Source organism: Streptomyces sp. NPDC022552 (assembly GCF_055561875.1).
Genome location: NZ_JBVHGJ010000009.1, coordinates 184,906 through 211,247 on the forward strand (window position 1 = coordinate 184,906; position 26,342 = coordinate 211,247).

At 72.1% G+C, this 26,342-nt stretch carries 23 protein-coding genes; 12 read left to right on the forward strand and 11 right to left on the reverse strand.

Going from position 1 to position 26,342, the window contains the following annotated elements:
* Position 1 precedes the first annotated feature (1 nt).
* From ACZ3OF_RS23580 to ACZ3OF_RS23590, 3 genes are all read left to right on the forward strand, one after another.
* Positions 2–2,830, forward strand: coding sequence for a DEAD/DEAH box helicase (locus ACZ3OF_RS23580; protein WP_361438986.1), 2,829 nt, complete (start codon positions 2–4; stop codon positions 2,828–2,830).
* Positions 2,831–3,097: 267 nt separating this feature from the next.
* Complete coding sequence (locus tag ACZ3OF_RS23585; protein ID WP_361671029.1) at positions 3,098–4,483, forward strand: cytochrome P450; 1,386 nt, start codon at positions 3,098–3,100, stop codon at positions 4,481–4,483.
* A gap of 19 nt (positions 4,484–4,502) precedes the next feature.
* Positions 4,503–5,645 carry a winged helix DNA-binding domain-containing protein gene (locus tag ACZ3OF_RS23590; RefSeq protein WP_361671027.1) on the forward strand — a complete coding sequence of 381 codons (1,143 nt, stop codon included), beginning with the start codon at positions 4,503–4,505 and terminating at the stop codon, positions 5,643–5,645.
* 20 nt (positions 5,646–5,665) lie between these two features.
* Here ACZ3OF_RS23590 and ACZ3OF_RS23595 read toward each other — a convergent pair whose 3' ends face one another.
* From ACZ3OF_RS23595 to ACZ3OF_RS23610, 4 genes are all read right to left on the reverse strand, one after another.
* Entirely contained in the window at positions 5,666–6,664 is a 999-nt protein-coding gene (locus ACZ3OF_RS23595; RefSeq protein WP_467306593.1) for an ADP-ribosylglycohydrolase family protein, read from the reverse strand.
* A gap of 171 nt (positions 6,665–6,835) precedes the next feature.
* Entirely contained in the window at positions 6,836–8,323 is a 1,488-nt protein-coding gene (locus tag ACZ3OF_RS23600; RefSeq protein WP_467306595.1) for a TerD family protein, read from the reverse strand.
* Between the two features lie 74 nt (positions 8,324–8,397).
* Entirely contained in the window at positions 8,398–8,853 is a 456-nt protein-coding gene (locus tag ACZ3OF_RS23605; protein WP_361671021.1) for an ABA4-like family protein, read from the reverse strand.
* On the reverse strand, positions 8,850–9,752 hold the full coding sequence (locus tag ACZ3OF_RS23610) for a hypothetical protein (protein ID WP_467306721.1): 903 nt from the start codon (positions 9,750–9,752) through the stop codon (positions 8,850–8,852). Before ACZ3OF_RS23610 ends, ACZ3OF_RS23605 begins: the two co-directional genes overlap by 4 nt.
* 179 nt (positions 9,753–9,931) lie before the next feature.
* Between ACZ3OF_RS23610 and ACZ3OF_RS23615 the strand changes: the two genes are divergently transcribed.
* Positions 9,932–10,564, forward strand: coding sequence for a MerR family transcriptional regulator (locus ACZ3OF_RS23615; RefSeq protein ID WP_361671018.1), 633 nt, complete (start codon positions 9,932–9,934; stop codon positions 10,562–10,564).
* Positions 10,565–10,792: 228 nt separating this feature from the next.
* On the opposite strand, the gene ACZ3OF_RS23620 is transcribed toward ACZ3OF_RS23615, so the two are convergent.
* Entirely contained in the window at positions 10,793–11,629 is an 837-nt protein-coding gene (locus ACZ3OF_RS23620) for a siderophore-interacting protein (protein WP_361671015.1), read from the reverse strand.
* A 73-nt stretch (positions 11,630–11,702) separates the two neighbouring features.
* Entirely contained in the window at positions 11,703–12,608 is a 906-nt protein-coding gene (locus tag ACZ3OF_RS23625; protein ID WP_361671409.1) for a 5'-3' exonuclease, read from the reverse strand.
* A gap of 293 nt (positions 12,609–12,901) precedes the next feature.
* On the opposite strand from ACZ3OF_RS23625, the gene ACZ3OF_RS23630 reads away from it, so the two are divergent.
* The 4 genes from ACZ3OF_RS23630 (at position 12,902) to ACZ3OF_RS23645 (ending at position 17,256) form a co-directional block, all read left to right on the forward strand.
* A complete protein-coding gene (locus ACZ3OF_RS23630) occupies positions 12,902–13,975 on the forward strand; it encodes a quaternary amine ABC transporter ATP-binding protein (RefSeq protein WP_361671013.1) in 1,074 nt (357 codons plus the stop codon).
* Positions 13,968–15,773, forward strand: a complete 1,806-nt coding sequence (locus ACZ3OF_RS23635) for an ABC transporter permease/substrate binding protein (protein WP_467306598.1) — start codon at positions 13,968–13,970, stop codon at positions 15,771–15,773. The genes ACZ3OF_RS23630 and ACZ3OF_RS23635 overlap by 8 nt, the downstream gene beginning before the upstream one ends.
* 203 nt (positions 15,774–15,976) lie before the next feature.
* Positions 15,977–16,528, forward strand: a complete 552-nt coding sequence (locus ACZ3OF_RS23640; RefSeq protein WP_361671008.1) for a helix-turn-helix domain-containing protein — start codon at positions 15,977–15,979, stop codon at positions 16,526–16,528.
* Positions 16,525–17,256, forward strand: a complete 732-nt coding sequence (locus tag ACZ3OF_RS23645; protein WP_467306600.1) for a helical backbone metal receptor — start codon at positions 16,525–16,527, stop codon at positions 17,254–17,256. Before ACZ3OF_RS23640 ends, ACZ3OF_RS23645 begins: the two co-directional genes overlap by 4 nt.
* On the opposite strand, the gene ACZ3OF_RS23650 is transcribed toward ACZ3OF_RS23645, so the two are convergent.
* Positions 17,183–18,340, reverse strand: a complete 1,158-nt coding sequence (locus ACZ3OF_RS23650) for a TDT family transporter (protein ID WP_467306602.1) — start codon at positions 18,338–18,340, stop codon at positions 17,183–17,185. The genes ACZ3OF_RS23645 and ACZ3OF_RS23650 overlap by 74 nt on opposite strands.
* 70 nt (positions 18,341–18,410) lie before the next feature.
* Here ACZ3OF_RS23650 and ACZ3OF_RS23655 point away from each other — a divergent pair, with 70 nt between their 5' ends.
* The gene (locus tag ACZ3OF_RS23655; protein ID WP_361670999.1) at positions 18,411–19,355 is read left to right on the forward strand and encodes a LysR family transcriptional regulator; all 945 of its coding nucleotides are present in this window, start codon (positions 18,411–18,413) and stop codon (positions 19,353–19,355) included.
* A 48-nt stretch (positions 19,356–19,403) separates the two neighbouring features.
* On the opposite strand, the gene ACZ3OF_RS23660 is transcribed toward ACZ3OF_RS23655, so the two are convergent.
* Positions 19,404–19,763: a DUF6223 family protein gene (locus ACZ3OF_RS23660; protein ID WP_467306605.1), complete on the reverse strand. Its 360-nt coding sequence runs from the start codon at positions 19,761–19,763 to the stop codon at positions 19,404–19,406.
* A gap of 218 nt (positions 19,764–19,981) precedes the next feature.
* Between ACZ3OF_RS23660 and ACZ3OF_RS23665 the strand changes: the two genes are divergently transcribed.
* Positions 19,982–21,112, forward strand: a complete 1,131-nt coding sequence (locus tag ACZ3OF_RS23665; protein ID WP_467306606.1) for a sensor histidine kinase — start codon at positions 19,982–19,984, stop codon at positions 21,110–21,112.
* Positions 21,109–21,771, forward strand: a complete 663-nt coding sequence (locus ACZ3OF_RS23670) for a response regulator transcription factor (RefSeq protein ID WP_361670990.1) — start codon at positions 21,109–21,111, stop codon at positions 21,769–21,771. Before ACZ3OF_RS23665 ends, ACZ3OF_RS23670 begins: the two co-directional genes overlap by 4 nt.
* 25 nt (positions 21,772–21,796) lie before the next feature.
* Here the strand turns inward: ACZ3OF_RS23670 and ACZ3OF_RS23675 are convergent, their stop codons facing one another.
* From ACZ3OF_RS23675 to ACZ3OF_RS23685, 3 genes are all read right to left on the reverse strand, one after another.
* Positions 21,797–22,477, reverse strand: a complete 681-nt coding sequence (locus ACZ3OF_RS23675; RefSeq protein ID WP_361670987.1) for a gamma-glutamyl-gamma-aminobutyrate hydrolase family protein — start codon at positions 22,475–22,477, stop codon at positions 21,797–21,799.
* Positions 22,478–22,506: 29 nt separating this feature from the next.
* Positions 22,507–23,967, reverse strand: coding sequence for an ethanolamine permease (gene eat, locus ACZ3OF_RS23680; RefSeq protein WP_361670984.1), 1,461 nt, complete (start codon positions 23,965–23,967; stop codon positions 22,507–22,509).
* 195 nt (positions 23,968–24,162) lie between these two features.
* Positions 24,163–24,891 carry a FadR/GntR family transcriptional regulator gene (locus tag ACZ3OF_RS23685; protein WP_467306610.1) on the reverse strand — a complete coding sequence of 243 codons (729 nt, stop codon included), beginning with the start codon at positions 24,889–24,891 and terminating at the stop codon, positions 24,163–24,165.
* A 79-nt stretch (positions 24,892–24,970) separates the two neighbouring features.
* Here ACZ3OF_RS23685 and ACZ3OF_RS23690 point away from each other — a divergent pair, with 79 nt between their 5' ends.
* Positions 24,971–26,335, forward strand: a complete 1,365-nt coding sequence (locus ACZ3OF_RS23690; RefSeq protein ID WP_467306611.1) for a glutamine synthetase family protein — start codon at positions 24,971–24,973, stop codon at positions 26,333–26,335.
* Positions 26,336–26,342 lie beyond the last annotated feature (7 nt).

Genomic DNA, 26,342 nt, shown 5'->3' on the forward strand with positions numbered 1-26,342 from the left:
GATGACAGAGGACCTCACACCAGCCGAAGCGTACGCAGCTGCCCGGGCCCGCAATGCCGAGCAGGCCACGGCGCTGGCCCCCTTCCGCGAGATGTACGAATTCGGTCTGGACCCCTTCCAGATCGAGGCCTGCCAGGCCCTCGAAGCGGGCAAAGGCGTGCTCGTCGCCGCGCCCACGGGCTCGGGCAAGACCATCGTCGGCGAGTTCGCCGTCCACCTCGCCCTGCTCCAAGGGCGCAAGTGCTTCTACACGACACCGATCAAGGCGCTGTCGAACCAGAAGTACGCCGACCTCGTGAAGCGGTACGGACCCGGCAAGGTCGGCCTCCTCACCGGCGACAACAGCGTCAACGGGGACGCCCCGATCATCGTCATGACCACCGAGGTCCTCCGCAACATGCTGTACGCGGGGTCCCAGGCGCTCAGCGGCCTCGGCTACGTGGTCATGGACGAGGTGCACTACCTCTCGGACCGCTTCCGCGGCGCCGTCTGGGAGGAAGTGATCATCCACCTTCCCGAATCGGTGACGCTTGTCTCACTCTCCGCGACCGTCTCCAACGCCGAGGAGTTCGGCGACTGGCTCGACACCGTCCGGGGCGACACCGAGGTCATCGTCTCCGAGAGCCGCCCCGTGCCGCTCTGGCAGCACGTCCTGGCCGGCCGCCGGATGTACGACCTGTTCGAGGAGGAGACCGACCACGGCGGCCGTGGAGCGGCCCGCCGCGAGGTCAACCCCGACCTGCTGCGGCTGGCCCGCACCGAGAACTCCCGTACGTACAACCCGCGCGAGCGGCGCCGCGGCAAGATGGTCCGCGAGGCCGACCGGGAACGGGAGCGCCGTCAGCGCTCCCGCATCTGGACGCCCGGACGGCCCGAGGTCATCGATCGCCTCGACGCCGAAGGGCTCCTGCCCGCCATCACCTTCATCTTCAGCCGGGCCGGCTGTGAGGCCGCCGTCCAGCAGTGCCTGTACGCCGGACTGCGGCTCAACAACGACGAGGCGCGGCAGCGCGTCCGCGAGATCGTCGAGGAGCGCACGGCCGCCATCCCGTCCGAGGACCTCCACGTCCTCGGGTACTACGAATGGCTGGAAGGCCTGGAGCGCGGCATCGCCGCCCACCACGCCGGCATGCTGCCCACCTTCAAGGAGGTCGTGGAGGAGCTCTTCGTCCGCGGCCTCGTCAAGGCGGTCTTCGCGACCGAGACCCTCGCGCTGGGCATCAACATGCCCGCCCGGTCCGTGGTCCTGGAGAAGCTCGTCAAGTGGAACGGCGAACAGCACGCCGACATCACCCCCGGCGAGTACACCCAGCTCACCGGACGCGCCGGTCGGCGCGGCATCGACGTCGAGGGCCACGCCGTCGTCCTCTGGCAGCGCGGTCTCGACCCCGGCCACCTCGCCGGACTCGCGGGCACGCGCACGTACCCGCTGCGCTCCAGCTTCAAGCCGTCGTACAACATGGCCGTCAACCTGGTCGACCAGTTCGGCGCCCACCGCTCGCGCGAGCTGCTTGAGACCTCGTTCGCGCAGTTCCAGGCGGACCGGTCCGTCGTAGGCATCTCCCGTCAGGTCCAGAAGAACGAAGAGGGCCTGGAGGGCTACCGGGAGGGCATGACCTGCCACCTCGGAGACTTCGAGGAGTACGCGCGGCTGCGCCGTGACCTCAAGGACCGCGAGACCGAACTGGCCAAGCAGGGCGTCGCCCAGCGTCGCGCGGCGGCCGCCGCCTCGCTGGAGAAGCTGAAGCCGGGCGACGTCATCCACGTGCCCACGGGCAAGTTCGCCGGACTCGCCCTCGTCCTCGACCCGGGGATCCCGGCCGGGCGGACCAACGGGCACCGCGGCTTCGAGTCCCACGACGGGCCCCGCCCGCTCGTGCTCACGGCCGAACGGCAGGTCAAGCGGCTCGCCTCGATCGACTTCCCGGTCCCGGTCGAGGCCATGGAGCGGATGAGGATCCCCAAGTCCTTCAACCCGCGCTCCCCGCAGTCCCGGCGGGACCTCGCCTCCGCCCTGCGCACCAAGGCGGGGCACCTCAACCCCGAGCGGCACCACAGGCAGCGTGCGGCGGCCGCCGACGACCGCGAGATCAACCGGCTCCGTACGGAGCTGCGCGCGCATCCCTGCCACGGCTGCGACGAGCGCGAGGACCACGCCCGTTGGGCCGAGCGCTACCACCGGCTGCAGCGGGACACCCGGCAGCTGGAGCGGCGGATCGAAGGCCGGACGAACACCATCGCCCGCACCTTCGACCGGATCGTCGCGCTCCTCACCGAGCTCGACTATCTGCGCGGCGACGAGGTCACCGCCAACGGCAAGCGGCTCGCCCGGCTCTACGGCGAGCTCGACCTGCTGGCCAGCGAGTGCCTGCGCGACGGTGTGTGGGAGGGCCTGACCCCGCCCGAACTGGCGGCGTGTGTCTCGGCGTTGGTGTACGAGGCGCGTCAGTCCGACGACGCCGTGGCGCCGAAGCTCCCCGCGGGCAAGGCCAAGGCCGCGCTCGGCGAGATGGTGCGGATCTGGGGGCGGCTCGACGCCCTGGAGGAAGAGTTCAAGATCAACCAGGCGGAGGGGGTCGGACAGCGCGAACCCGACCTCGGCTTCGCCTGGGCCGCCTACCAGTGGGCCTCCGACAAGGGGCTCGACGAGGTCCTGCGGGAGGCGGAGATGCCCGCCGGCGACTTCGTGCGCTGGTGCAAGCAGGTCATCGACGTCCTGGGGCAGATCGCCGCCGCGGCGCCGAAGGAGAACAGCACCGTCGCCAAGAACGCGCGCAAGGCGGTGGAGTCGCTGCTGAGGGGAGTCGTGGCGTACAGCTCGGTGAGCTGACACGCTTCTGAACTCGCCTGTGGGGGCCCGTGGTTGACGCCACGGGCCCTTGGCGTTCACGGATTTCTCCCGCGGTGCCGCAGGCGTCTCCTCCTTCGTGTCGCGGGCGCCGCGTCCTTCGTGCCGCGGGCTTCCCGGGCGGCGCGGTATTCGTCCGGGAGGGGCCGGGTTGTCCACAGCGGCGTTGTCCACAGGGGTGGCGGAGTGTCAGACCTCTCCGATTCCATGGACTCAGACACCGGGGAACACCGCTGGGAGGGGACGCACGTGACCACGCAAGCCGGTTCGGCCGCCGTCGAGGAGACGGCCGACGGACACACGATCGTGCCGGGGCCACGGGGCGTACCACTGCTCGGAAACCTTCCGGAGTTCGGCAAGGACCCGCTCGCCTTCTTCGAGCGGCTGCGCGAACGCGGTGACGTCGTCAGCTGGCGCTTCGGACGCGGCCCGGCGCTCTTCGTCGCGCACCCCGACACCATCGGTGAACTCCTCACCCAGGTCGAGAGCACCTTCGACCAGCCCGACCTGGGCATCGCCTTCCGTACGCTGCTCGGGAACGGAGTCGTCGTCGCCAAGGGCGCCGACTGGCGCCGCAAGCGCTCCCTCGTCCAGCCCTCCGTCCGGCCCAAGCAGGTGCGTTCCTACGCCGCCACGATGGCCGAGTGTGCCATCGCCCTGGCCGACCGGTGGAGCGACGGACAGCACATCGACATCAAGAAGGAGATGGCCGCCCTCACCCAACTGATCGCCGTCCGCACCATCTTCGGCGTCGACACCGCCGCCGACGCGGAAGCCATCGGCCGTGCCATGGACGTCGCGCAGAAGGAGATCGGTGCCGAGTTCAGCGGCATCGGAGCCCTGTTGCCCGACTGGGTGCCGACACCGGGACGCGCCCGCATCAAGCGCGCCACCGCGGTCATCGACGCCGAGGTCGCCCGGGTCGTCACCCGCCACCGCGACGGCGAGACCGAGCGGCCCGACCTGCTCAGCCGGCTCCTCGCCGCCCAGGACGAGACCGGCGCCCACCTCTCCGACCAGGAGATCCGCGACGAGACCGTCACGCTCTACATCGGCGGACACGAGACCACCAGCTCCACCCTCGTCTGGGCCTGGCACCTCCTCTCCCGCAACCCCCGCGTGCGGGACGCCCTCGGCGAGGAGCTGGACCGGGTCCTCGGCGACCACGAGCCCGGCTTCGAGGACTACGCCCGGCTGACGTACACCCAGGCCGTCGTGAAGGAGACGCTCCGGCTCTACCCGACCATCTGGCTCCTGACCGGTGTCGCCCGGGAAGGCGCGACGCTCGGCGGGATGCCGGTGGCGCCCGGGACGCGGGTGTGGAGCAGCCAGTGGGCCACGCACCGGGACGGGCGCTGGTTCGGCGATCCGGAGGAGTTCCGCCCGGAGCGCTGGGGCACGGTGGGGGGCGAGGCCGGAGACGACATACCGGAGTACGCGTGGTTCCCGTTCGGCGGCGGGCCCCGGGTGTGCCTCGGGACGCGGTTCGCGATGGTCGAGGCCGTCCTGATCCTCGCCGTCCTCGCCCGTCGGTTTCGGCTCGACCTCGACCCCGGAGAGATACGCCCGGTGCCGAGTCTGACCCTCCAGCCCGACCGGGAGGTCCTCGCCACGGTCCGGACACGCCGCCCGTGAGGTGCGGGATGATTTCCGTATGAAGATCAGCGCTCGGGGGCTCAACCGGTCCACTCTCGCCCGGCAGTTGCTGCTCCGTCGCGAGAACGTCGGTGCCGCGGACGCGGTGCGGAGCGTGGTCGCGCTACAGGCCCAGCAGCCTGCCTCGCCGTACCTCGCCCTGTGGAACAGGATCGCCGGGTTCGACCCGTCCGAGCTCGACGACGCCTTCGCCCACGGGACGGTCGTCAAGACGACCCTCATGCGGATCACCCTGCACGCCGTCCACGCCGACGACTACCGGGGGTTCCGCGCGGCCCTGCACCCGGTGCTGAGGGCCGGGAGGCTCGGTGACCGGTTCACGGTGTCGGGTCTGACCCCGGCGGACGCCGACACGCTCGTACCGGAGCTGCTGGCGTTCGCGGACCGGCCCCGGACGAACGCGGAGTACGAGGCGTGGCTGGAGCAACGGGTGGGGACCGCGCCGAAGTCCGGGGCCTGGTGGGGGCTGCGGCACTACACACCGCTGCTGCACGCGCCCACCGCGCCCCCGTGGTCGTTCGGGGAGCGGCCCTCGTACGTCGCACCCCCGGACCCGCCGGAGCCGCCGACGCCGGAGGTGTCCGACGCCGCGCTGGGGACGCTGGCCCTGCGCTATCTCGCAGGGTTCGGGCCCGCGTCCGCGGCGGACGTGGCGCAGTTCGCGATGGTCCAGCGGGCCAGGGTCAGAAGGGTGCTGACGGCGCTGGACGACGAGCTGGTACGGGTGGAGGGGCCGGACGGCGAAGAGCTGTTCGACGTGCCGGGCGCGCCGTATCCGGACGAGGACACGCCCGCTCCGCCCCGGCTGATGGCCATGTGGGACAGCACGCTGCTGGCCTACGCCGACCGCAGCCGCATCATCCCGCCCGACCACCGGACGGCGGTCATCCGGAGGAACGGAGACGTGCTGCCGACGCTGCTGGTCGACGGCCATGTCGCAGGCGTGTGGCGTCCGGCGGAAGGAGGGATCGAGGCGACCGCGTTCCACGGTCTGGCCGACGAGGCCTGGGAGGGACTCGCCGACGAGGCCCGCTCGTTGACGTCCTTCCTCGCCGACCGCGAGCCGCGGGTCTACCGCCGCTACGACCACTGGTGGAGCAAACTGCCGGACGGCGAGAGACGCCTGCTCCCCGGCACGTGAGACGCCTCCCCGATCCCGGCTCAGACCGAGGGCGGCCCACTGCCCGGGTCGGAGGCCGAGGCGGGGCCCGGCGCCGGGACCGGGGGCGTGGGCAGGGCGGTGGCGAGTGCCGTGGCCAGGGTGCGGAGATCCTCGGCGTGGAGGACTCGGTCGCCGAAGCCGGGGAGCGGGAAATGGAGGGGGTCCGTCCAGCGGGACGGGATCGAGACGGGGCCGTGGACCGCGCCCGCGAGGATGCCGGTGACCGCCGCGACGGTGTCCGTGTCGCCGCCGAGGTCGATCGCGGCCGACAGCGCCTCCTCGAAGGTGCCCGTCGTGCGCAGGGCCCAGACGGCTGAGCCCAGGCACGGCCAGACCGCTCCGTTGAACTCGGTCGCGTCGTCCGGGTGCCAGTCGGGCGCGAGGACGGTTGCCCAGCGTTCCCGGTGCGCCGGGGCGACGGCTTCGAGGGCGGCGGGCAGGGCGGAGAGCGGGTCCTCGCCGAGGAGCGCGACGCGGACGAGCTCGTGGAGGACGGCTGTGCCTTCCCAGGCGGCCGCGTCACCGTGGGTGAGCGCGGCGATACGGCGGGCGGCGGCCATGGTGGCCTCGCGTCCCGCGGCGGCGAAGTAGACGGCCGAGGTCGAGGCCCGCATCAGAGAACCGTTGCCGGCCGCACGTCCATTGACCTGGAAATGGAGGGCGGCAGCCAGGTCCCACGGGTTGCCGCTCCTGAGGACGTCCTCGGTCTGGAGCCCGATGTCCTTGGGTTCGGCCGCTGCCCAGGCCACGAACCGCCGGAAGACATCCCGTAGATCGAGGCCATCCCGTTCGAGCAGCGACTCCCCGACCAGGACGGCCATCTGCGTGTCGTCGGTGGCCTCGCCAGGGTCCCAGCCGCCACCCCCGCACATCTCACCCCGGCCCGCGGGAAACCGCTCCCGGTACACCCCCGGCAGCCCGAACTCGAAGGGGGCGCCGAGCGCGTCCCCGACGGCGGAGCCGAGCACGGCCCCGACGGCCCGGTCGATGGTTCGCATCCGGTCAGCCTAAGGGCTGTCCAGTACATGACCTGTCAGTCCGCCTGTCGGCTACGACCTCTCGCTCGGGAACCAGGCGTGACCTCTGGTCAGAGCCTTTGCGCCGGACCGGGCAAGGCGAGGTCCAGGCGTCGAGCCGCCAGCGCTGAGCCGGGACCGGGGGCGTGCTCGTCAGCCGCGGACCTTCAGGGTCCACTTCTCGGAGGTGCGGACACCGATCAGACCGGGTGGGACCAGGTAGATCCCGGGCTTGTGGCACAGCTGCCGCTCCGGGCGCAGGTGCGCGTCCACGGTGGCCAGAACGATGCCGTCGGACTCGGCCCCGCGGTCGAGCCTGACCTCCACCTTCGCGGCGGAGCCCGCCATCTCCACCAGCTCCCAGCCGTGGCCGGACAGCTTCCGCTTCAGCTTGCGGGCGTCGTCCAGGGGCAGGACCTCCAGCTTCCACGAGGCCGCGTGGTCGAGCTTCACGAGTACGTGACACCAGCCCTCGGGGCCCACGGCGAGTGGGCCGGTCATCCGGAGCCGGGTGCCGATCCGGCCGACCCTCTCGCTGGTGCCGTCCGGCTGGACGGTGTGCACATAGCTGATGGTGTCCTCGGAGCCGTCGCACGTGACGTGGAGCAGCGCGGGCGGGCCCGCGTAGCGCAGCACCGCCTGCCCGCGCCCGGTGGCACGTCTGCCCAGGGCCTCCACCGTGTCGAGCGGACGGACCCGGAGGCGCCAGTCGCCGGAACCCTCGACCCTCACCCGCATCTCGGGCTCGCCCTTGGCGAACGCCAGCAGCTGCCCCCGCGCGTCCCTGGTGGTCGAGAAGATGCTCAGCTGATCGACCTCGCCGTGCTCGTCGAGCCGCCAGATCCAGAACCAGCTGTGCGGATCAGGCCCCCCGGTCCGCTCGAACTCCACCACGGCGGGCGTTCCGGGTTCCGGGTTCACCACGGTCAGTTCCTGCTTGCCGCGCCCCTCGTACGCGCCGGTGGCCAGGGACCGACCGCGGGCCCCCTCGGCATCCTCCGGGGCGCCATCCGGGGCGGTCTTGCCCATGGGCAGGCGCGGCATCGCGCCCGGAGGCGAGGTGGTCTCCTTGTGGACCTCGGCCATCACCGGGCCCGGCACCGGCGCCGCCGGAAGGGCCTCGGCCGGAATGTCGAAGTCGGCGGCCAGCGCCGCCGGTCCGGCGCCGTAGCCCTGGCCCACGGCGCGGAAGCGCCAGGACCCGTTGCGGAGGTAGCACTCACCGAGCACCATCGCGGTCTCGTCGCCGGCGTCCGCGACCTCGTACCGCGCCACCGGAGGGCCCTCGCCGCCGGCCACCTCCACGGACAGCCCGGCGACAGCGCCGAACGCCCCGCCCGAGGCGAGGACGGCGATCAACACCCGCTGTACGGCGGGCTCCACCGCCTCCTCGTCCACCTCGAGCCGCTGGACGAGGAGCCCGCCCTCCGCCGACCCGCCCAGGTGCCGTACGGCGCCGGAGGCGTGCGCGGGCCGGTCCACCCGGACCACGTCGGCTTCACCACGGACCCGGCCCCCGGCATCCAGGAGCACCGCCGTCACGGCCACCAGGGGGGCGCCCGGCCGGGCCTCGCGGGTCACGGTGATGCGGAACGGACCCCTGGGCAAAGGGGTGTTGGCCCCCTTGGTCATGATCGTCATACCCGGCATCCTGGCACCGGAGGCCATCCGCCGTCGATGGTCTCCGGCGACCGGAGGTACTGCTCGACGCCTCCCTACGGGACTCGGGCGGCGTGCGGGGCCGCCACAGGAGGAGCGGGCCTCTTCGCCGCCCGCAGCCCGAGGAACACGAGCAGCCCGAAGGGGGACAGCAGGATCGTCAGGACGAGCAACGGACCCATCACCAGAGGCGAGATGCCCCGCGTGCGGGCCTCCTGGTACATCCACTGACCGACCAGCAGATCCCAGGCGATGACCTGGGCCCAGACCGCCCCGGCTCCGTCCGCCATGGCCGTGAGCTCCCGGAAGGTGCCGAGGTCCGGGCTGCGCACCGCCGCCCACAGCTCGGGGAAGACCGGGAGAGCCAGGGCGACGTAGACCGCCAGGATCGGTACGACCGTCAGCGGCGAGGCCGCGAGCCGCTCGGTCACGCGCCACCGTGGCGCGAAGATCATGAGCAGCCAGACGGGCGCGGCGAGGTAGAAGCTGAGTTCGAAGAGGAACTCGGTCATGAGGCGAACTCCTTGGCTGCGGGAACGGTTTCGGTGCGGTTCGGGGTGCGCAGGGCCGCCCAGGTCGACCCCGCGCCGAGCAGCGCGATCGCGCCGGCCGCGGCGAGGGTGGCGCCGTCGGGGTCCAGCAGCGCCTGACCGCGGAACGCCTGCCAGGTGACGAGGGCGAAGAGCGCCGCGTACGTCCCCGAGGCCACGAGCGTCAGTCGCAGACGTACGCGTTCGTCGCGCAGCCGGACGAACCGCGCGGCGAGCGTGACGAGCAGGAGCACCACGAGCGGGATCACCTGGAGGGCGTGCATGCCGAAGAAGTGGGCGATACGAAGATCGCCGCCGGTCGTGGACCAGCCGGTGAGGGGCATCGTGGGGCCGCCGTCGGGGACGCCGACGCTGTGCGCGCCGACGATCCCCGCGTCGTCCCCGACCGCGCGCTGCTCGGGCGTGGGCCGCGTCATCACGAACCCGATCGCGGTCCCCGCGAGGGCGATCAGAGACGCGAGGCGTACGGACCAGGCGGTGGCGCGGTCCAGGATCCGGGCGCGCAGCAGCAGGACCGCGATGATCAGCGCGGCCAGCCACAGGACGGCGATGGTGAGGCCCATCACCCGGAAGACGGCGGAGTCGAAGGCCGTCTCGTGGTTGAAGTGGCTCCGCCGGCCGCGGATCACCTGCGTCGTGATCAGCACCATCTCGATGGCGCTGGTCACGGTCACCACCGTTCCCGCCCACCAGCCGGTCCGCCGGCCGCGGGGGAGCAGGGTGAGCATCCAGGCGAGCGTCATGCAGTACGCGACGAACGACACCGCGAACTTGAACGGCTTCGCCCAGATCGGCGCGCCGACCAGGAGCCGGTCGTCGAAGAACAGGCCGCCGAACGCGACCAGGGCGAGTAACGCCATGGACGCGGAGAACCAGACCAGGGGCCGGTGGAGCTCATGGACCCGAGGAAAGGATGAGGACATGTGGGTACCCCCGTCGAGACTATGGATAGCAAGACTTGCCGCTATCTGATAGCGCCACTATCTAGGATGGGGAGGTCGCTCGGCAAGTCCGGAGCGAGACGGAAAGGTGAACGCGGGTGCGCATCGGAGAATTGAGTCGCCGTACCGGGGTGTCGGTACCGACGATCAAGTACTACCTACGGGAAGGGCTGTTGCCGGCCGGGGAGTTGTCGAGCCCGAACCAGGCCTCCTACGACGAGGCGCACGAGCGGCGACTTCGCCTGATTCGCGCGCTCCTGGATGTCGGCGGACTGTCGATCGCCGGGATCCGCGAGGTGCTCGCGGCGATCGAGGACCGCGAGCGTCCGGTGCACAAGATGCTGGGTGCGGCGGCGGACCGGGTGGTGCCGCGCTACACGGAGGAGCCGGGGGAGGGCGTCGTCGCAGCCCGGAAGACGGTCGCCGAACTGATCGCCCGGCGCGGCTGGACCACGTCCGCGGAGAGCCCCGCGGCGGAGGCGCTCGCGGTCGCCCTGGCGGCGCTCAAGGAGGTCGGCCACGGGGGGTTCGCCCAGGTGCTCGACGCGTACGCCGGGGCGGCGGAGCAGGTGGCCGGGGCGGACCTGGAGTACGTCGCGGGCAACGTGGAGCGGGAGGAGCTCGTGGAGAGCGTGGTGGTGGGGACGGTGCTGGGGGACGCGATGTTCGCGGCGCTGCGGAGGCTGGCACACGTGGACGCGTCGGGGAAGGTGTTCGGTACGGGCGGGTGACCGCGCGGCTCGCGTGGTGCGGCGCGGGCACGTCGGGGCCTTGGCCCCGGGGTGCCCGCTCCCCTGCGGGTGCCCGCTCCCCTGCGGGTGCGGGCGCCCTGGAGGGGAGCGGGTCACGTGCCGGTGCGGGCGCCCTGGGGGGTCGGGGTCATGTGCGGAAGGGGCTGAACGGGCTGCCCTGCAGGCAGGTTCGGCCGCGACAGGCCCGGGGCCCGAAGGCTCCGGGCGCTACTTCTCCTGTTCGCGTTCCACCTGGTCGTTCCAGTCGCGCTTGATCGCGCGCCAGGCCTCGTCCGTCTTGCCCAGACGCCAGTAGCCCGAGATCGACAGGCGCTCGCGCGGGACCTGGCGGTCCAGGCGCAGGTGGCGGCGGAGTTCCTTCACGAAGCCCGCCTCGCCGTGGACGAAGGCGTGGACGTCGCCCGCCGGGAACTCCAGCGCGCGGACCGCCTCCAGGAGCGCCTCGCCCGTCGCGCGGTCGCCCCGGTGCAGCCAGGTCACCTCGACACCCGCCGCCGTCGCGAACTTCTGCTCCTCCGACGCGTCCTTGACCTCGAGCAACGCGTGGACGGTCGAGCCCTCCGGCAGCCGCTCCAGGGCCACGGCGATCGCCGGCAGCGCGCTCTCGTCGCCCACCAGCAGGTGCCAGTCCGCCTCGGCGTCCGGCGCGTAACCGCCGCCCGGCCCGAGGAAGCGGATCGTCTCGCCCGCAACGGCCCGCGCCGCCCACGGCCCCGCCAGGCCCTCGTCGCCGTGGACCACGAAGTCGACGGTCAGCTCGCGGTGGAGCGCGTCCCAGCTCCGTACCGTGTACGTCCGCGTCGTGGGCCACTGCTCGCGCGGGAACTCCGCACGGATCCGCTCCATGTCGAACGGCTCGGGATAGCTCACGCCCTCCGGCGCGAAGAGCAGCTTCACGTAGTGGTCGGTGTACTCGCCCACGGTGAAGGCGTCCAGACCCTCCCCGCCCAGCACGACCCGCACCATGTGCGGCGTGATCCGCTCCGTGCGCACCACCCGTGCCTCGTGGGCCTGCGGTGCCTTGCGCGCGGGCTGCTCTGCCACGACGGTCTCCCTGACTCAGCGAACTTAGGTTTACCTAAGCTAGCATCCCGGGCCGCCGGGGGCCCACAACCGCTCACCGCGCCAGTACGGGAAGCAGCCGCCCGACAGCCCCGCCGAGCCCCCATCGCGTCACCAGCTCCGCCAGCGCCTCCGGGTCGCGCGGCCCGGCCGGCAGGGCCGGGTCGAACTCCGGCAGCGGGACGTCCCCCGCGACCCGGACGACCGTCGGGGCCACGTCCAGATACGCCGCCGCCTCCACGATCCCGCGCCGCTTGGCCGGGGTCAGCTTCGACGTGCGGTCCACGGCGGCCGTACGCACGCCCGCCAGATCGCCGTACTCCGTGATCAGCTGCGCGGCCGTCTTCTCGCCGATGCCCTTCACTCCGGGCAGTCCGTCGCTGGCGTCGCCGCGCAGCGCCGCGAAATCGGCGTACTGGTCCGCCCGCACCCCGTACTTCGTACGGATCAGGTCACCGTCGACCAGGTCGCAGTCGCCGACGCCCTTGCGCGGGTACAGCACGCGCACGCCGCGCTCGTCGTCCACCAGCTGGAAGAGGTCCCGGTCGCCCGTGACGATGTCCACCGGCCCCTTCGCCTGCCCGGCCAGCGTCCCGATGACGTCGTCCGCCTCATAGCCCGCGACCCCCACCCGGGCGATGCCGAGAGCGTCGAGCACGGCCTCGATCACCGGCACCTGCGGGGAGAGCGTGTCCGGGATCTCCTCCTCGTCCGGCCCCGTCTCCGTCACCACGGCCACCCGGTGCGCCTTGTACGAGGGGATCAGGTCCACCCGCCACTGCGGGCGCCAGTCGGCGTCCATGCAGGCGACGAGGTCGTCGGGGTGGTGGTCCTGGACGAGCCGGGTGATGAAGTCGAGGAGGCCGCGCACGGCGTTGACGGGCGTGCCGTCCGGGGCCCGGACCGAGTCCGGCACACCGAAGTACGCGCGGAAGTACAGGGAGGCGGTGTCGAGGAGCATCAGGCGTCGCGTCACACCCCGATCATGCCGCACCCCACTGACAGCGGCCCCATGCGACAAGCACCCCCGGGAATCCCTTCGCCCGCCCCCCGGAAACCCCGGCCCGAGTGACCCCCGTCACCTTCGCGTTTGCCGCGGGAAGCCCCGGGCAGGCGCGGGCCCGGAGCGGACCCGGTACGGGATTCAACAACGAATCGCCGTACATCACGGGAGTCGCGGGCCGAAACCGCCCCGCTCCACGGCCCGGCTGCGGGGGTGGCGGGCCGTTTCTCGTTCCAACGCGTGAGGTATATGTGTCCAGGCTCCAGGCCGATCACCTGTTCAAGGTGTTCGGCAGACGACCCGACGAGGCCGTGAAGAAACTCGCGAACGGCGCGGACCGCGACGAGCTGCGCGCGGACGGCACGACCGCCGCGGTCATCGACGCGTCCTTCACCGTCGAGCCCGGGCAGATCTTCGTGGTGATGGGTCTGTCCGGATCCGGCAAGTCCACCCTCCTGCGCATGCTCAACGGCCTGCTCGAGCCCACCGCGGGCCGCGTGCTGTTCGACGGCACGGATCTCACCGCGCTCAGCCCCCGCGATCTGCGCACCGTGCGGTCCACGAAGATCAGCATGGTCTTCCAGCACTTCGCCCTCTTCCCGCACCGCAGCGTCCTCGAGAACGCCGCGTACGGCCTGGAGGTCCAGGGCGTCCCGCGCGCCGAGCGTGAGACCCGGGCCGCCGAGGCCCTGGAGCTGTGCGGCCTCGCCGGCTGGGAGAAGTCCTGGCCCGACGAGCTCTCCGGCGGCATGCAGCAGCGTGTGGGCCTCGCCCGCGCGCTCGCGACCGACGCCGACCTGCTCCTCATGGACGAGTCGTTCAGCGCGCTCGACCCGCTGATCCGCCGCGACATGCAGGACCAGCTCCTCGAACTGCAGAAGCGGCTGAAGAAGACGATCGTCTTCATCACCCACGACCTCAACGAGGCCATGCGCCTCGGCGACCGCATCGCGGTGATGCGCGACGGCCGGATCGTCCAGCTCGGCAGCGCCGAGGACATCCTGATCCGTCCCTCCAACGACTACGTCGCCTCCTTCATCCAGGACGTCGACCGCTCGCGCGTCCTCACGGCCGCCGCCGTGATGACCGAGCCCGACCACCCGCGGCCCGACGGCTGCGACTGCGAGACCGTCGGCCCCGACACCCTCGTCGCCGACCTGTGCGCCGTCAGCGCCCGCGTCCCGCACGCGGTGGCCGTCAAGGACACCGACGGCACCGTCCTCGGAGTCGTGCCCCAGTCCCGGCTGATCGGCTTCATCGGGGACGAGCAGCGCCCGCCCGTTGCCTGCACCACCGGCGAGAAGGAGGTGGCCGCGCATGCCTAGGCTCCCTCTCGGCCAGTGGGTCGACAGCTCCGTCGACTGGCTCCAGGCCCAGCTCTCCTGGCTCTTCGACGCCATCACCACCGTCGTCACCGGTCTCTACGACGGGATCGACGCGGTCCTCTCGGCGCCCGAGCCCCTGCTCTTCGCCGGCATCCTCGCCGTCGTCGCCTGGTGGCTGCGCGGGCTGACCGCCGGTGTGCTCGCCTTCGCGGGCTTCGCGCTCGTCGACTCCATCGAGCTGTGGGACGACGCCATGTCGACCCTCTCGCTGGTGCTCGTCGCCACCCTGGTCACCCTCGTGATCGCCGTACCGCTCGGCATCTGGGCGGCCCGTTCCAAGACCGTCAGCGCCGTGCTGCGCCCGGTCCTGGACTTCATGCAGACCATGCCCGCCATGGTCTACCTGATCCCCGGCATCATCTTCTTCGGCGTCGGCGTGGTCCCCGGCATCATCGCCACCATCGTCTTCGCCCTGCCGCCCGGCGTCCGGATGACCGAACTCGGCATCCGCCAGGTCGACGGCGAACTCGTCGAGGCGGCCAAGGCGTTCGGTACGACCCCGCGCAACACGCTGCTGCGCGTGCAGCTGCCGCTCGCCCTGCCCACGATCATGGCCGGCATCAACCAGGTCATCATGCTGGGCCTGTCCATGGTCGTCATCGCCGGCATGGTCGGCGGCGGCGGGCTCGGCGGCGCGGTCTACCGCGCCATCGGCAACGTCGACATCGGCCTCGGCTTCGAGGCCGGCATCTCCATCGTCATCCTCGCCATGTACCTCGACCGGATGACGGGTGCGCTGGGCCGCCAGGTCTCGCCGCTCGGGCGCCGGGCGCTCGCCAAGGCGCGGGCCGCGAGCGCCGCGCGCGCCGGCGCGAAGGTCTGGAGCCACCGCCCGCAGCCGGTCACCGCGCTCGTGGGCGTGGTCGTCCTCGCGCTCGTCGCCGGTGGCATGGGCTTCCTCGGCGGCGGTGCGGCGTCCACCACGGCCGGCGGCAAGGACATCGGCCACGGCAAGAAGATCACCATGGGCTACATCCCCTGGGACGAGGGCATCGCCTCCACCTTCCTCTGGAAGGAACTGCTCGAACGGCGCGGCTACGAGGTCGAGGCCAAGCAACTGGAGGCCGGCGCGCTGTACACCGGCATGGCGGGGGGTCAGATCGACTTCGAGACCGACTCCTGGCTCCCGGTCACGCACGCCCAGTACTGGGAGAAGTACCAGAACAAGCTGGAGGACCTCGGCTCCTGGTACGGGCCCACATCCCTGGAGCTGTCCGTGCCGTCCTACATGAAGGGCGTCGACTCGCTCGACGACCTCAAGGGCAGGAGCGGCGAGTTCAAGGGCCGGATCATCGGCATCGAGCCGAGCGCCGGAATGATGGGCATCCTCAAGGACAAGGTCCTGAACGAGTACGGCCTCAAGGGTGAGTACAAGGTCGTCGACGGCTCGACGCCCGGCATGCTCGCCGAGCTGAAGCGCGCGTACGACAAGAAGGAACCGGTCGTGGTCACGCTCTGGTCGCCGCACTGGGCCTATTCGACGTACGACCTGAAGAAGCTCAAGGACCCCAAGGGCACCTGGGGCAAGGGCGACGGCGTCCACACCCTCGCCCGTAAGGGTTTCACCGCCGACAACCCCGAGGTCGGCGCCTGGCTGAAGAACTTCGAGCTGACCGAGAAGCAGCTCACGGATCTCGAAGCCGCCATCCAGGAGACCGGCAAGGGCAAAGAGCAGGAGGCCGTCCGCGGCTGGCTGGAGAAGAACCCTGGCCTCGCCGAGAAGCTGGCTCCGCAGTAGAGCCGGCAGGGGAATCCCGGGGATCCGCGAGGGAATCCCGAGGGCCGTGGAGGGAATCCCGGCTCCCGACCGCACAGGGGTGGTCGCCGAACGTGTTCGGCGGCCACCCCTTTTCGCCACGACGCGAAACCCCGCGCCAAAGCTGCGTAAGGTTCAGGTAACCGACCAGTACGCGGCACCGAGGCACGAGGGAGGGAGCCGACATGGACGACAAGGATTCCCCACGCGTGGGCGCGGCCGTCAAGAGGCGCCGCAGGGCCCTCCAGCTGACCCTGGCCGTCGTGGCCTCGCGCAGCGGCCTGTCCGTGCCCTTCCTCAGCCAGATCGAGAACGAGCGGGCCCGCCCCAGTGAGCGGTCGCTCTCGCTCGTCGCCGGTGCCCTGGAGACCACGGCCGCCGAACTGCTCGCCGCGGCGGAGGCGGCCCGCACCGTCGACGTCGTACGGGCCGACGAGCACCCCCACGCGATGCCCGCGGGCGTACGGTCCCTGGTCCGCGGCCGGCACCAGCTGCACGCGCTGGAGTTCACCGGCGAGCGGGACGCGGGCCGTGAATTCCAGCACCGCAACGACGAGTTGCTGTTCGTCGCCGACGGCGCCGCCGAGGTCGAGGCCGAAGGCCGGGCGTACCGGCTCGAACGCGGCGACACGCTCTACCTCTCCGGAGGCGTACGGCACCGCTGGCGCGCCACCGAGCCCGGCACCCGTCTCCTCGTCGTCGCCGTCGCCGAACACATCGAGGCCGACGACACATGAGCCCGGCGCCGCGCGTCGTCTCCCTCGTCCCCTCGCTGACCGAGGCCGTCGCCGCCACCGCACCCGGTCTGCTCGTCGGGGCCACCGACTGGTGCAGCCACCCGGTGGACCTCGACGTCGTACGGATCGGCGGCACCAAGAACCCCGACGTCACGGCCGTCACCGCGCTCCGCCCCGATCTGGTGATCGCCAACGAGGAGGAGAACCGCGCCCCGGACCTCGCCGCCCTGCGCGCCGCCGGGATCGAGGTCCTGGTCACCGAGGTCCGCACGCTCGACCAGGCCTTCGGCGAGCTGGACCGTGTCCTGCGGGCCTGCGGCCTCCCCGACCGGCCGCGCTGGCTGGACGAGGCGGAGGAGGCGTGGGCGGCTGTCGAGGCGTCCGGCTCGCCGCTCACCGCCGTCGTGCCGATCTGGCGCCGGCCCTGGATGGTCCTCGGGCGTGACACCTTCGCCGGGGACCTGCTGGCCCGCCTCGGCGTACGGCATGTGTACGCCACGCACACCGAGCGCTACCCGCGAATCCCCCTCGACGAACTCCGGGCGGCCGGCGCCGACCTGGTGGTCCTGCCGGACGAGCCGTACCGCTTCACGCGCGACGACGGCCCCGAGGCGTTCCCCGGGACCGCCGCCGCACTCGTCAGCGGGCGTCATCTCACCTGGTACGGGCCGTCACTGGCCGAGGCGCCACGGGTCCTCGCCCGGGACCTGCGAGCAGCGCACCGCTGAACAGCCCGCGCAGGGTGTGGAGTCCGGCCACCAGCCAGGCCCCGACGAGGAACACGTACAGCGCGATCGCGAGCCAGCGGTAGGCTGCGAGGCCCGTGTGCAGGGCGAGTCCCTCCGCGCCTGTCACGCAGGTGCCGACCGGGAAGGTGAAGGCCCACCAGGTCATCGCGAAGCCCATGCCCTGACGGCGGGCCCGCAGCACCATCGCCCCGGCCAGTGCCAGCCACAGCAGGGCGAAGCCCATGACGGGGACGCCGTAGAGGACGGCGAAGGCGGCGAACCCGTGCGCGTACGGGGTGGGCAGCACACCCGCCGCGACGTCGGCGAACTTGTTCGCGGCGGTGGTCGACTGGCCCAGCGGGCCGAGGACCAGGAAGAGCGTCGGGGTGAGGGCGAGCGGCAGGGGGCCGGCGGTGACCAGCCGGCCGAAGACCAGCGGCAGCATGACGAGCGTCGCGAGCAGACTGATGCCGAACATGGCGTAGCAGGCGATCAGCAAGGTCTGCTGGGGCTGCCCGGCGGCCAGGTGGGGCAGGAGCAGCGGACCGACCGCGGCGGAGACCATGGGCGCGACCACGGGCAGCAGCCACACGGGAGTGGCGCCCTCGATCCTGTGGTGCACCACCATCAGGTACGGGATCGCCACGGCGGCCGCCAGGCCGATCGCGGTACCGGCCGTGAACAGGACCGTGTCGACGGCGACGGCCGCGGGCAGGCCGATCCAGTCCCGGCCGACGATCAGCGCGCCGGCGCCGACCGCGAGCAGAGCCATCGACAGACAGCCGTAGAACGGGGCCACGGCCGGGTCCATGAGGTGCTCCTTGGCGCGGTCGCGGTGGTGGATCCAGTGCGCGGCACGGGCGGCGAGCAAGGTGAGGAGCATCGCGGCGGAGAGGGCCCAGACGGCCGTGCAGGCGGTGCGCAGACCGGGAACGTGCACGGGGAGGGTCGCTCCCGCGTTGGCGACGATGGCGGTGCCCATCACCGAGGCGTACCAGTTGGGGCCGAGGTGACGGACCGCGGCCGCCCGTACGCCGGGGGTGGTGGCGAGGGGGGCCGGGAGGGAAGGTGCGAGTGTTGCCATGGCCTCACCCTCGCGCGGCCGCGCGCGACCGACCAGGGATCTTGGCGCTATGACGTCATAAGCTGACTTTATGAGCAGCGAGCCCAGCCAGTCCGCACCCCTGTCCCACCGGGTCCCCGACCTGGGCGCGCTCGAACTGCTCCTGGCCGTCGCCCGCCACGGGAGCCTGGGGCGGGCCGCCCGCGAGGTGGGCATCACCCAGCCCGCTGCGAGCAGCCGGATCCGGTCGATGGAGCGGCAGCTCGGAGTCGCCCTGGTGGACCGATCGCCGCGCGGCTCACGGCTCACGGACGCGGGGGCGCTGGTCACGGACTGGGCGCGGCGGATCGTCGAGGCGGCGGAGGCCTTCGACGCGGGGGCGCAGGCGCTGCGGGGGCGGCGGGACTCGCGGCTGCGGGTGGCCGCGTCGATGACGATCGCCGAGTATCTGCTGCCGGGGTGGCTGATCGCCCTGCGCGGCGACCGGCCGGACACGGCCGTGTCGCTGATGGCGGGGAACTCGGCGGCGGTCGCGGAGCGGCTGCTCGCGGACGAGGCGGACCTGGGGTTCGTGGAGGGGCTCGCCGTCCCCGAGGGCCTGGACGGGGCGGTGGTGGCCCGCGACCGGCTGGTCGTGGTCGCCGCGCCGTCCCATGGGTGGGCCCGCCGCCGCAGGCCGCTGGACCCGGGGGAGCTGGCCGCGACCCCGCTGATCCTGCGCGAGCGGGGGTCGGGGACGCGTCAGGTCCTCGACTCCGCGCTCTCCGCGCACGGGGGGCTCGCGCAGCCGCTGCTCGAACTCGCCTCCACAACGGCGGTGAAGGCGGCGGCGGTCAGCGGGGCGGGGCCGGCGGTGCTGAGCGAGCTGGCGATCGCGGAGGAGCTGGCGTCGCGCCGCCTGGTCGAGGTCCCGGTGGACGGCGTCCTGCTCCGCCGTGACCTTCGCGCGGTCTGGCCCACGGGCCACCGGCCCACGGGCCCGGCACGGGACCTGCTGTCCTTGACGCGGGCGACGCCGACGACCCCCCGGGCCTGAGTCCGGGCCGGGGACCGCACGCCGCGCCCGTCGTAGCCCGTAGGACGGTCAGACGCTGAGGCGGGACCGGGACCGGGCCAGTCCGCCGAGGGCCGTGGCGACCAGCCCCACCACGAGGGCGACGATCCCCCCGCCCAAGCCGTTTCCGGTACCGAGGCCACCCTCGGCGGTGGTCACGACCAGTCCGCCGAGAGCCATGGACAACAGCCCCGCGGTCACGGCCACGACCGCCCTGTTCCGCACGGATCCGCGGCCGGTGGGGCCGGTGGAGCGGGCGAGGGCCAGGCAGCCGGCGACCACACCGATCAGCCCCGCCAACCCGGCCACGATGGATCCGATCCGGCCGGCGCTCATGGTGGACACACTCGCGGCGACCGGCTGGACCGCAAGCACAGTGGCGATGGACATGAGGTGCTCCTTCTCCGACGAGGACGGGACGTGGCTCGATGATGTCCGCCGGACCCGCCGCCGGTCGTCCGGCGGACGCAGACGATGTGCGCTACCGCGGGCGCCGGAGTCGGCTGCCGCGGACGCGGTAGCAGGCGCGTGGGTACTGCGTCCGCGGTAGTCGGGCGCTCGTCCGCGAGCGGGACTCGTCCGCGGGGGCATCCGGCTAGGGTGCGCGCATGAGCACACGACGGTTCGCTGTTCCGGCCGGTGTCGGGGACTGGGTGATCGCCGTCGGCGTGGCGGCGGCGCTATTGGTCACCGGGTTGTCCGTGGAGCGCTCCGCCACCACCGACCTCGACCTGCTCGGCCTCGGGCTGCTGGTCGCGGGCGGGCTCGCGCTGGCCGCCCGCCGCCGGGCCCCGGTCGCCGTCCTGGCCGTCACCGGACTGTGCGCGGTGGGGTACCAGGCGGCCGGGTTCGACGTGCCGGCCGTCGCGTACCTGTTCGCGGTGTACGCCGCCGTACGCACGGGACACCGCTCCGTCACGGTGGCGGCGAGTGTGACCGTGCTGGCCGCTCTCCCTCTCGCCGCCCTGGCCGCGGGCCTGCACGACACGAGCGAGGCGTTCGCCCGGGCCCGAGGAGCGCTTGAGCTCGCCTGGCTGATCGCCGCAGCCGCCGCGGGAGAGGCGCTGCGGCAGGCCGAGCGGCGGGCGGACGAAGCGGAACGCACTCGGGAGGAGGCCGCGCGCCACCGCGCCGACGAGGAGCGGCTGCACATCGCGCGGGAGCTGCACGACTCGCTCACCCACCAGATCTCGGTCATCAAGGTGCAGGCCGAAGTCGCCGTCCACGTGGCCCGCAAGCGCGGCGAGCCCGTGCCGGAGGCCCTGCTGGCGATCCAGGAGGCCGGACGTGAGGCGAACCGGGAACTGCGCGCGACCCTGGAGGCGCTGCGCGACGACGACACGGCCCCGCCACGCGGGCTCGACCACGTTCCGGAACTGGTGGAGCGGGCCCGCGCCATCGGCCTGGACGCGACGCTGACGATCGAAGGACCGCGGGACGACGTGCCGGCCCTGGTGGGTCGTACCGTCTACCGCATCGTCCAGGAGTCGCTCACCAATGTCGCCCGTCATGCGGACGCGGGCACGGCATCGGTCCTGATCGACTGCCGTGCGGACGCCCTCGCGGTACGTGTCGACGACGACGGCAAGGCCACGCCGGACACCGCCCCGGTGCCCGGCGTCGGCCTGCTCGGGATGCGCGAGCGCGTCACCGCCCTCGGTGGCCGGCTGCGGGCGGAACCGCGTGGCGGGGGCGGCTTCACCGTCCAGGCCGAACTCCCCGTGGACCGCACGTCATGATCCGTGTCCTGCTGGTCGACGACCAGCCCCTCATCCGCAGCGGATTCCGCGCGCTCCTCGACCTCGAGGACGACATCGAGGTGGTGGCCGAGGCGGCCGACGGCGCCGAGGGTCTGGCGCTGGCCAGGGAGCACCTGCCCGACATCGTGCTCATCGACATCCGGATGCCGGTCGTCGACGGGATCGAGGCGACTCGGCGCATCGCCGCCGATCCGGCCCTGGCGGGGGTGCACGTCGTCATCCTGACCAACTACGGCTTCGACGAGTACGTCCTCGACGCCCTGCGGGCGGGCGCGGCCGGATTCCTCGTCAAGGACATCGTGCCGGAGGACTTCCTCCACGCCGTACGGGTCGCCGCACGCGGCGACGCCCTGCTCGCGCCCGCGATCACCCGCAAGCTGATCGACAGGTACGTCGCCCAGCCGCTCCACCCCGGAGTCCACGAGGGTCTCGAAGAGCTGACCAACCGCGAACGCGAGGCCGTCGTGCTGGTCGCGCAGGGCCTGTCCAACGACGAGATCGCGGACCGCATGGTGATCAGCCCACTGACCGCGAAGACCCACGTCAACCGGTCCATGACCAAGCTCCACGCCCGAGACCGCGCTCAGCTCGTCGTCCTCGCGTACGAATCCGGCCTGGTGACCCCGGGCAGCTCCTGAGCGCGGGCTAACGGAAAATGCGCCGTCAGCCCGCGGCCGCCCCTACCAGGCCCCGCATCACCCTCAGGTCCTCGCCCATCTCCGGGTGCCACTGGACGCCCAGGGCCCAGGTCGGGGCCGGGAGTTCGATCGCCTCGATCGTGCCGTCCTCCGCGTACGCCGAGGGGGACAGGCCCTCGCCGAGGCGGTCCACCGCCTGGTGGTGGTAGGTCGGAACCGAGGTCAGCTCCGGCACCAGCGAGGCGTACCGCGTCAGCGGGACCGGCTTCACCGTGTGGCGGCCGATCACGCCCGTCGCCTCCACATGGCCGTCCAGGTGCTGGACCAGCGTGCCGCCGAGCGCCACGTTCAGCAGCTGCATGCCCCGGCAGATGCCCAGCACCGGCGTGCCGGAGGCGAGCGCCGCCTCGATCAGGGCCAGCTCCCACGCGTCCCTGGCCCGGGCCGGCGGGCCGGTACGGGGGTCGGGCTCGGCCCCGTACCGTACCGGCTCGACATCCGCCCCGCCCGCGACCACCAGACCCTCCAGCCGCGCCACCACCGGCGCCGCGGCGGACGGGTCGTCCGGCGGGAGCATCGTCGCGAGGCCACCGCTCGCCTGCACCAGCCGCGGGTACTGCGCGGGCAGCAGCGCCGCGGGCATGTCCCACACGCCCCAACGGGCCTGGTCCAGATAGGTCGTGACGCCGATGAGCGGCTTGGACACGGAATCTCCTCCAGAAGAACCGACGACGGTCAGTCGCGTTCGAGCTCGGCCTCGGCCGCCGCCAGCGCCGCGAACTCCTCCTCCGGCGCCTTCGCGACCAGGTGCTTCCGACTGTAGAACGCGAAGTAGGCGAGGGCGATCGCGTACACCCCGAGCGCCATGAACGCCGCGTCCTTGTCGACCAGGAACGTCGCCACCAGCGCCGACAGGGCGAGGACGAACGCCACGGACGAGGTCAGGACGCCGCCCGGCGTCCGGTACGGCCGCGGCAGATGCGGCTCGCGACGCCGCAGCACGATGTGCGAGAGCGCCATCAGGGCGTACGAGATGGTGGCGCCGAACACCGCGATGTTGAGCATCCGCGCGCCGTTCCCGGTCCCCGCGGCCAGTGCGAAGCCGATCGCGCCCGGGATGAGCAGCCCCAGGTACGGCGACTTGCGGCGGCTGGTCAGCGAGAGGAAGCGGGGCAGGTAGCCGGCCCGGGAGAGCGCGAACAGCTGGCGCGAGCCGGCGTAGATGAGGGAGAAGAACGAGGCCACGAGCCCGGCGAGGCCCGCGTAGTTCACGAACCGGCTGAGCGCCGTCGGGTCTCCGTCGCCCTGCAGCGCCACGACCAGCGGGTTGCCCGCCTCCTGGATGGCGGCCGAGCCGCGCGCGCCGGTCGAGGCGATGAAGGTCATCACGGCGAGCAGCACCAGGATGCCCATCGAGATCGCGAGCGCCTTCGGCATCGAGCGGACCGGGTCCTTCGCCTCCTCGGCGGCGAGCGGCACGCCCTCGACGCCGAGGAAGAACCACATGCCGAAGGGGAACGCGGCCCAGATCCCGAGGAGACCGTACGGCAGCCAGGAGCTGGAGCCGAGCGCGTCGGTGTCGACCGGGATGTCGTTCAGTGCGTCGACATGGAAGTCGCTGAGCGCGCCCAGCGCGAAGATGACCAGGGCCGCGACGGCGATGGCCGTGACGATCAGGCTGAAGCGCAGCGCCTCGCCCACGCCCCACAGATGGATCCCGATGAAGATCACGAAGCAGGCGAGATAGACGGGCCAGCCGGACTCCAGGCCGAAGAGGCCGAGTGATTCGACGTAGTCGCCGATGAAGATGGAGATCGCGGCGGGGGCGAGGATGTACTCGATGAGGATCGCGGTGCCGGTGAGGAAGCCGCCCCAGGTGCCGAGCGCCCGGCGCGCGAAGCCGTAGCCGCCGCCCGCGGTGGGCAGGATCGCGGAGAGTTCGGCGAGCGCGAAGACGAGACAGGCGTACATGGCGCCCATCAGGACGGTCGCGATCGCCAGTCCGCCGAAGCCGCCCTTGGAGAGGCCGATGTTCCAGCCGGAGAAGTCGCCGGAGACGACGTAGGCGACGCCGAGGCCCGTGAGCAGCAGCCAGCCGGCGCTGCCGCGGCGCAGCGCCCGGCGTTCGAGGTAGTCGTCAGGTGCCGCCCCGTCCCGTGGTGCCGCTTTGTCCCCGGTGGTGTCTTCGAGCGTCATGGCAGCGTCAGCTCCCGCGTCGGGCCCAATGGATTGGTGCCATACCTTTGCGTCGCCTCGGCTGGAACGCAACCCCCGTGCGTTACTTTCGGGTTACGCGGGCTTCTCGCCTCCGGGCTCGGCTCGCCTCCGGGCGCCCCTGTGCGTGCGCCGCGGGCGCCCTCCGGCTCGCTCGCCAGGCAGGCGTGCGTGCCCTCACGTCAGGAAGCCGCGCAGCAGCGCCGCCGTGCCCCCGCAGTGTTCGCGCATCACCTCGCGGGCCCCGTCCGCGTCGCCGTCCAGGACCGCTTCCACCAGGGCCGTGTGCTGGTGCTGGGAGTGCTCCAGGTTCCGTACGAGCAGCGGGATGCAGTCCAGGAGGTCGTTCACCGTGGCCCGTACGGCGGCGTACTGCGCCGTGAGCGTGGCGGAGCCGGAGAGCTCGGCCAGCGTGAGGTGGAGCAGGGTGTCCTGGCGCCGGTAGTCGTCGAGCGTGGCGTCGTGCGTGGCCGCGAGGGCCGTACGGAGCCGCTCCGCGCCCGCGTCGTCCAGACCGTGCGCCGCGCACAGCCCCGCCGCGCCGACCTCGAGGACCTCGCGGAACCGCAGGGTGTCCTCCATGTCGACGGAGGCGATACGGCGCCGCAGTTCGTCCTCGTCGGCCGTCTGCGGCCGGTGCAGCACGAACGTTCCGCCGTACCGCCCGCGCCGGCTCTCCACGAGCCCCTGCTCCTGGAGGACCTTCAGCACCTCGCGCAGGGTGACCCGGCTGATCCCCATCCGGTCGGCCAGCTCCCGCTCGGCGGGCAGCCGGCCGCCGCCGGGGACGAGCCCCAGCCGTACGACCTGGAGGATCTGCTCCAGCGCCTCCTCGAAACCGTTGCCCGCCCGGACCGGCCGCAGCACGGGCGTCAGCCGGTCCGCCGATTCACTCGTACTGGACACGTTCCCGTTTCCCCTTCCCAAGCAATGGTCTTCGGCAATACCTTATGGCTTCCGGCTGACCCAAGGAGGAGTAAATCCCGTGGCAGACCGCAAAGCCCCGCTCTCCGTCGAGGAGCTGCGCTCCCTCGTCGCGAGCGGTGAGATCGACACGGTCGTCCTCGCCTTCCCCGACATGCAGGGACGGCTCCAGGGCAAGCGGTTCGCCGCACCGTTCTTCCTCGACGACGTCCTCGACCACGGCACCGAGGGCTGCAACTATCTCCTGGCCGTCGACGCCGAGATGAACACGGTCGACGGATACGCGATGTCCTCATGGGACCGCGGCTACGGCGACTTCGCCATGCGCCCCGACCTCTCCACGCTGCGCCGCGTGCCCTGGAACGAGGGCACGGCGATGCTCATCGCCGACCTGGCCTGGAACGACGACTCGCCCGTCGTCGCCGCGCCCCGCCAGATCCTCCGCCGCCAACTGGAACGGCTCGCCGAACACGGCTACACCGCGCACGTCGGCACGGAGCTCGAGTTCATCGTCTTCAAGGACACCTACGAGCAGGCCTGGGACGCGAACTACCGGGACCTGACCCCGGTCAACCAGTACAACATCGACTACTCGGTCCTCGGCACCGGCCGTATCGAGCCCCTTCTGCGCCGGATCCGCAACGAGATGGCCGGCGCCGGCCTGACCGTCGAGTCCGCCAAGGGCGAGTGCAACCCGGGCCAGCACGAGATCGCCTTCAAGTACGACGAGGCGCTGGTCACCTGCGACCAGCACGCCGTCTACAAGACGGGAGCCAAGGAGATCGCCGCCCAGGAGGGCGTCTCGCTCACCTTCATGGCGAAGTACAACGAGCGCGAGGGTAACTCCTGCCACATCCACCTCTCCCTCCAGGACGCCGACGGCCGGAACGTCATGGCCGGCGACGGACCCGCCGGCATGTCGCAGATCATGCGCCACTTCCTGGCCGGCCAGCTCGCCGCCCTGCGTGACTTCTCCCTCCTCTACGCCCCCAACATCAACTCCTACAAGCGCTTCCAGCCCGGCTCCTTCGCCCCCACCGCCGTCGCCTGGGGCGTCGACAACCGCACCTGCTCCCTGCGCGTCGTCGGCCACGGCCGCTCCATGCGCTTCGAGAACCGCCTCCCCGGCGGAGACGTCAACCCCCACCTCGCCGTCGCCGGACTGGTCGCCGCAGGTCTGTACGGCATCGAGCAGGAGCTCGAACTGCCCGCCGCCTGCGACGGGAACGCCTACACCGCCGACTACGCCCACGTCCCCACCACCCTGCGCGAGGCCGCCGAGCTCTGGGAGACCAGCAGCATCGCCAAGGCCGCCTTCGGAGACGAGGTCGTCGCGCACTACCGCAACATGGCCCGCGTCGAACTGGACGCGTACGACGCCGCGGTGACCGACTGGGAGCTGCGCCGCTCCTTCGAACGCATGTGAGGAACGA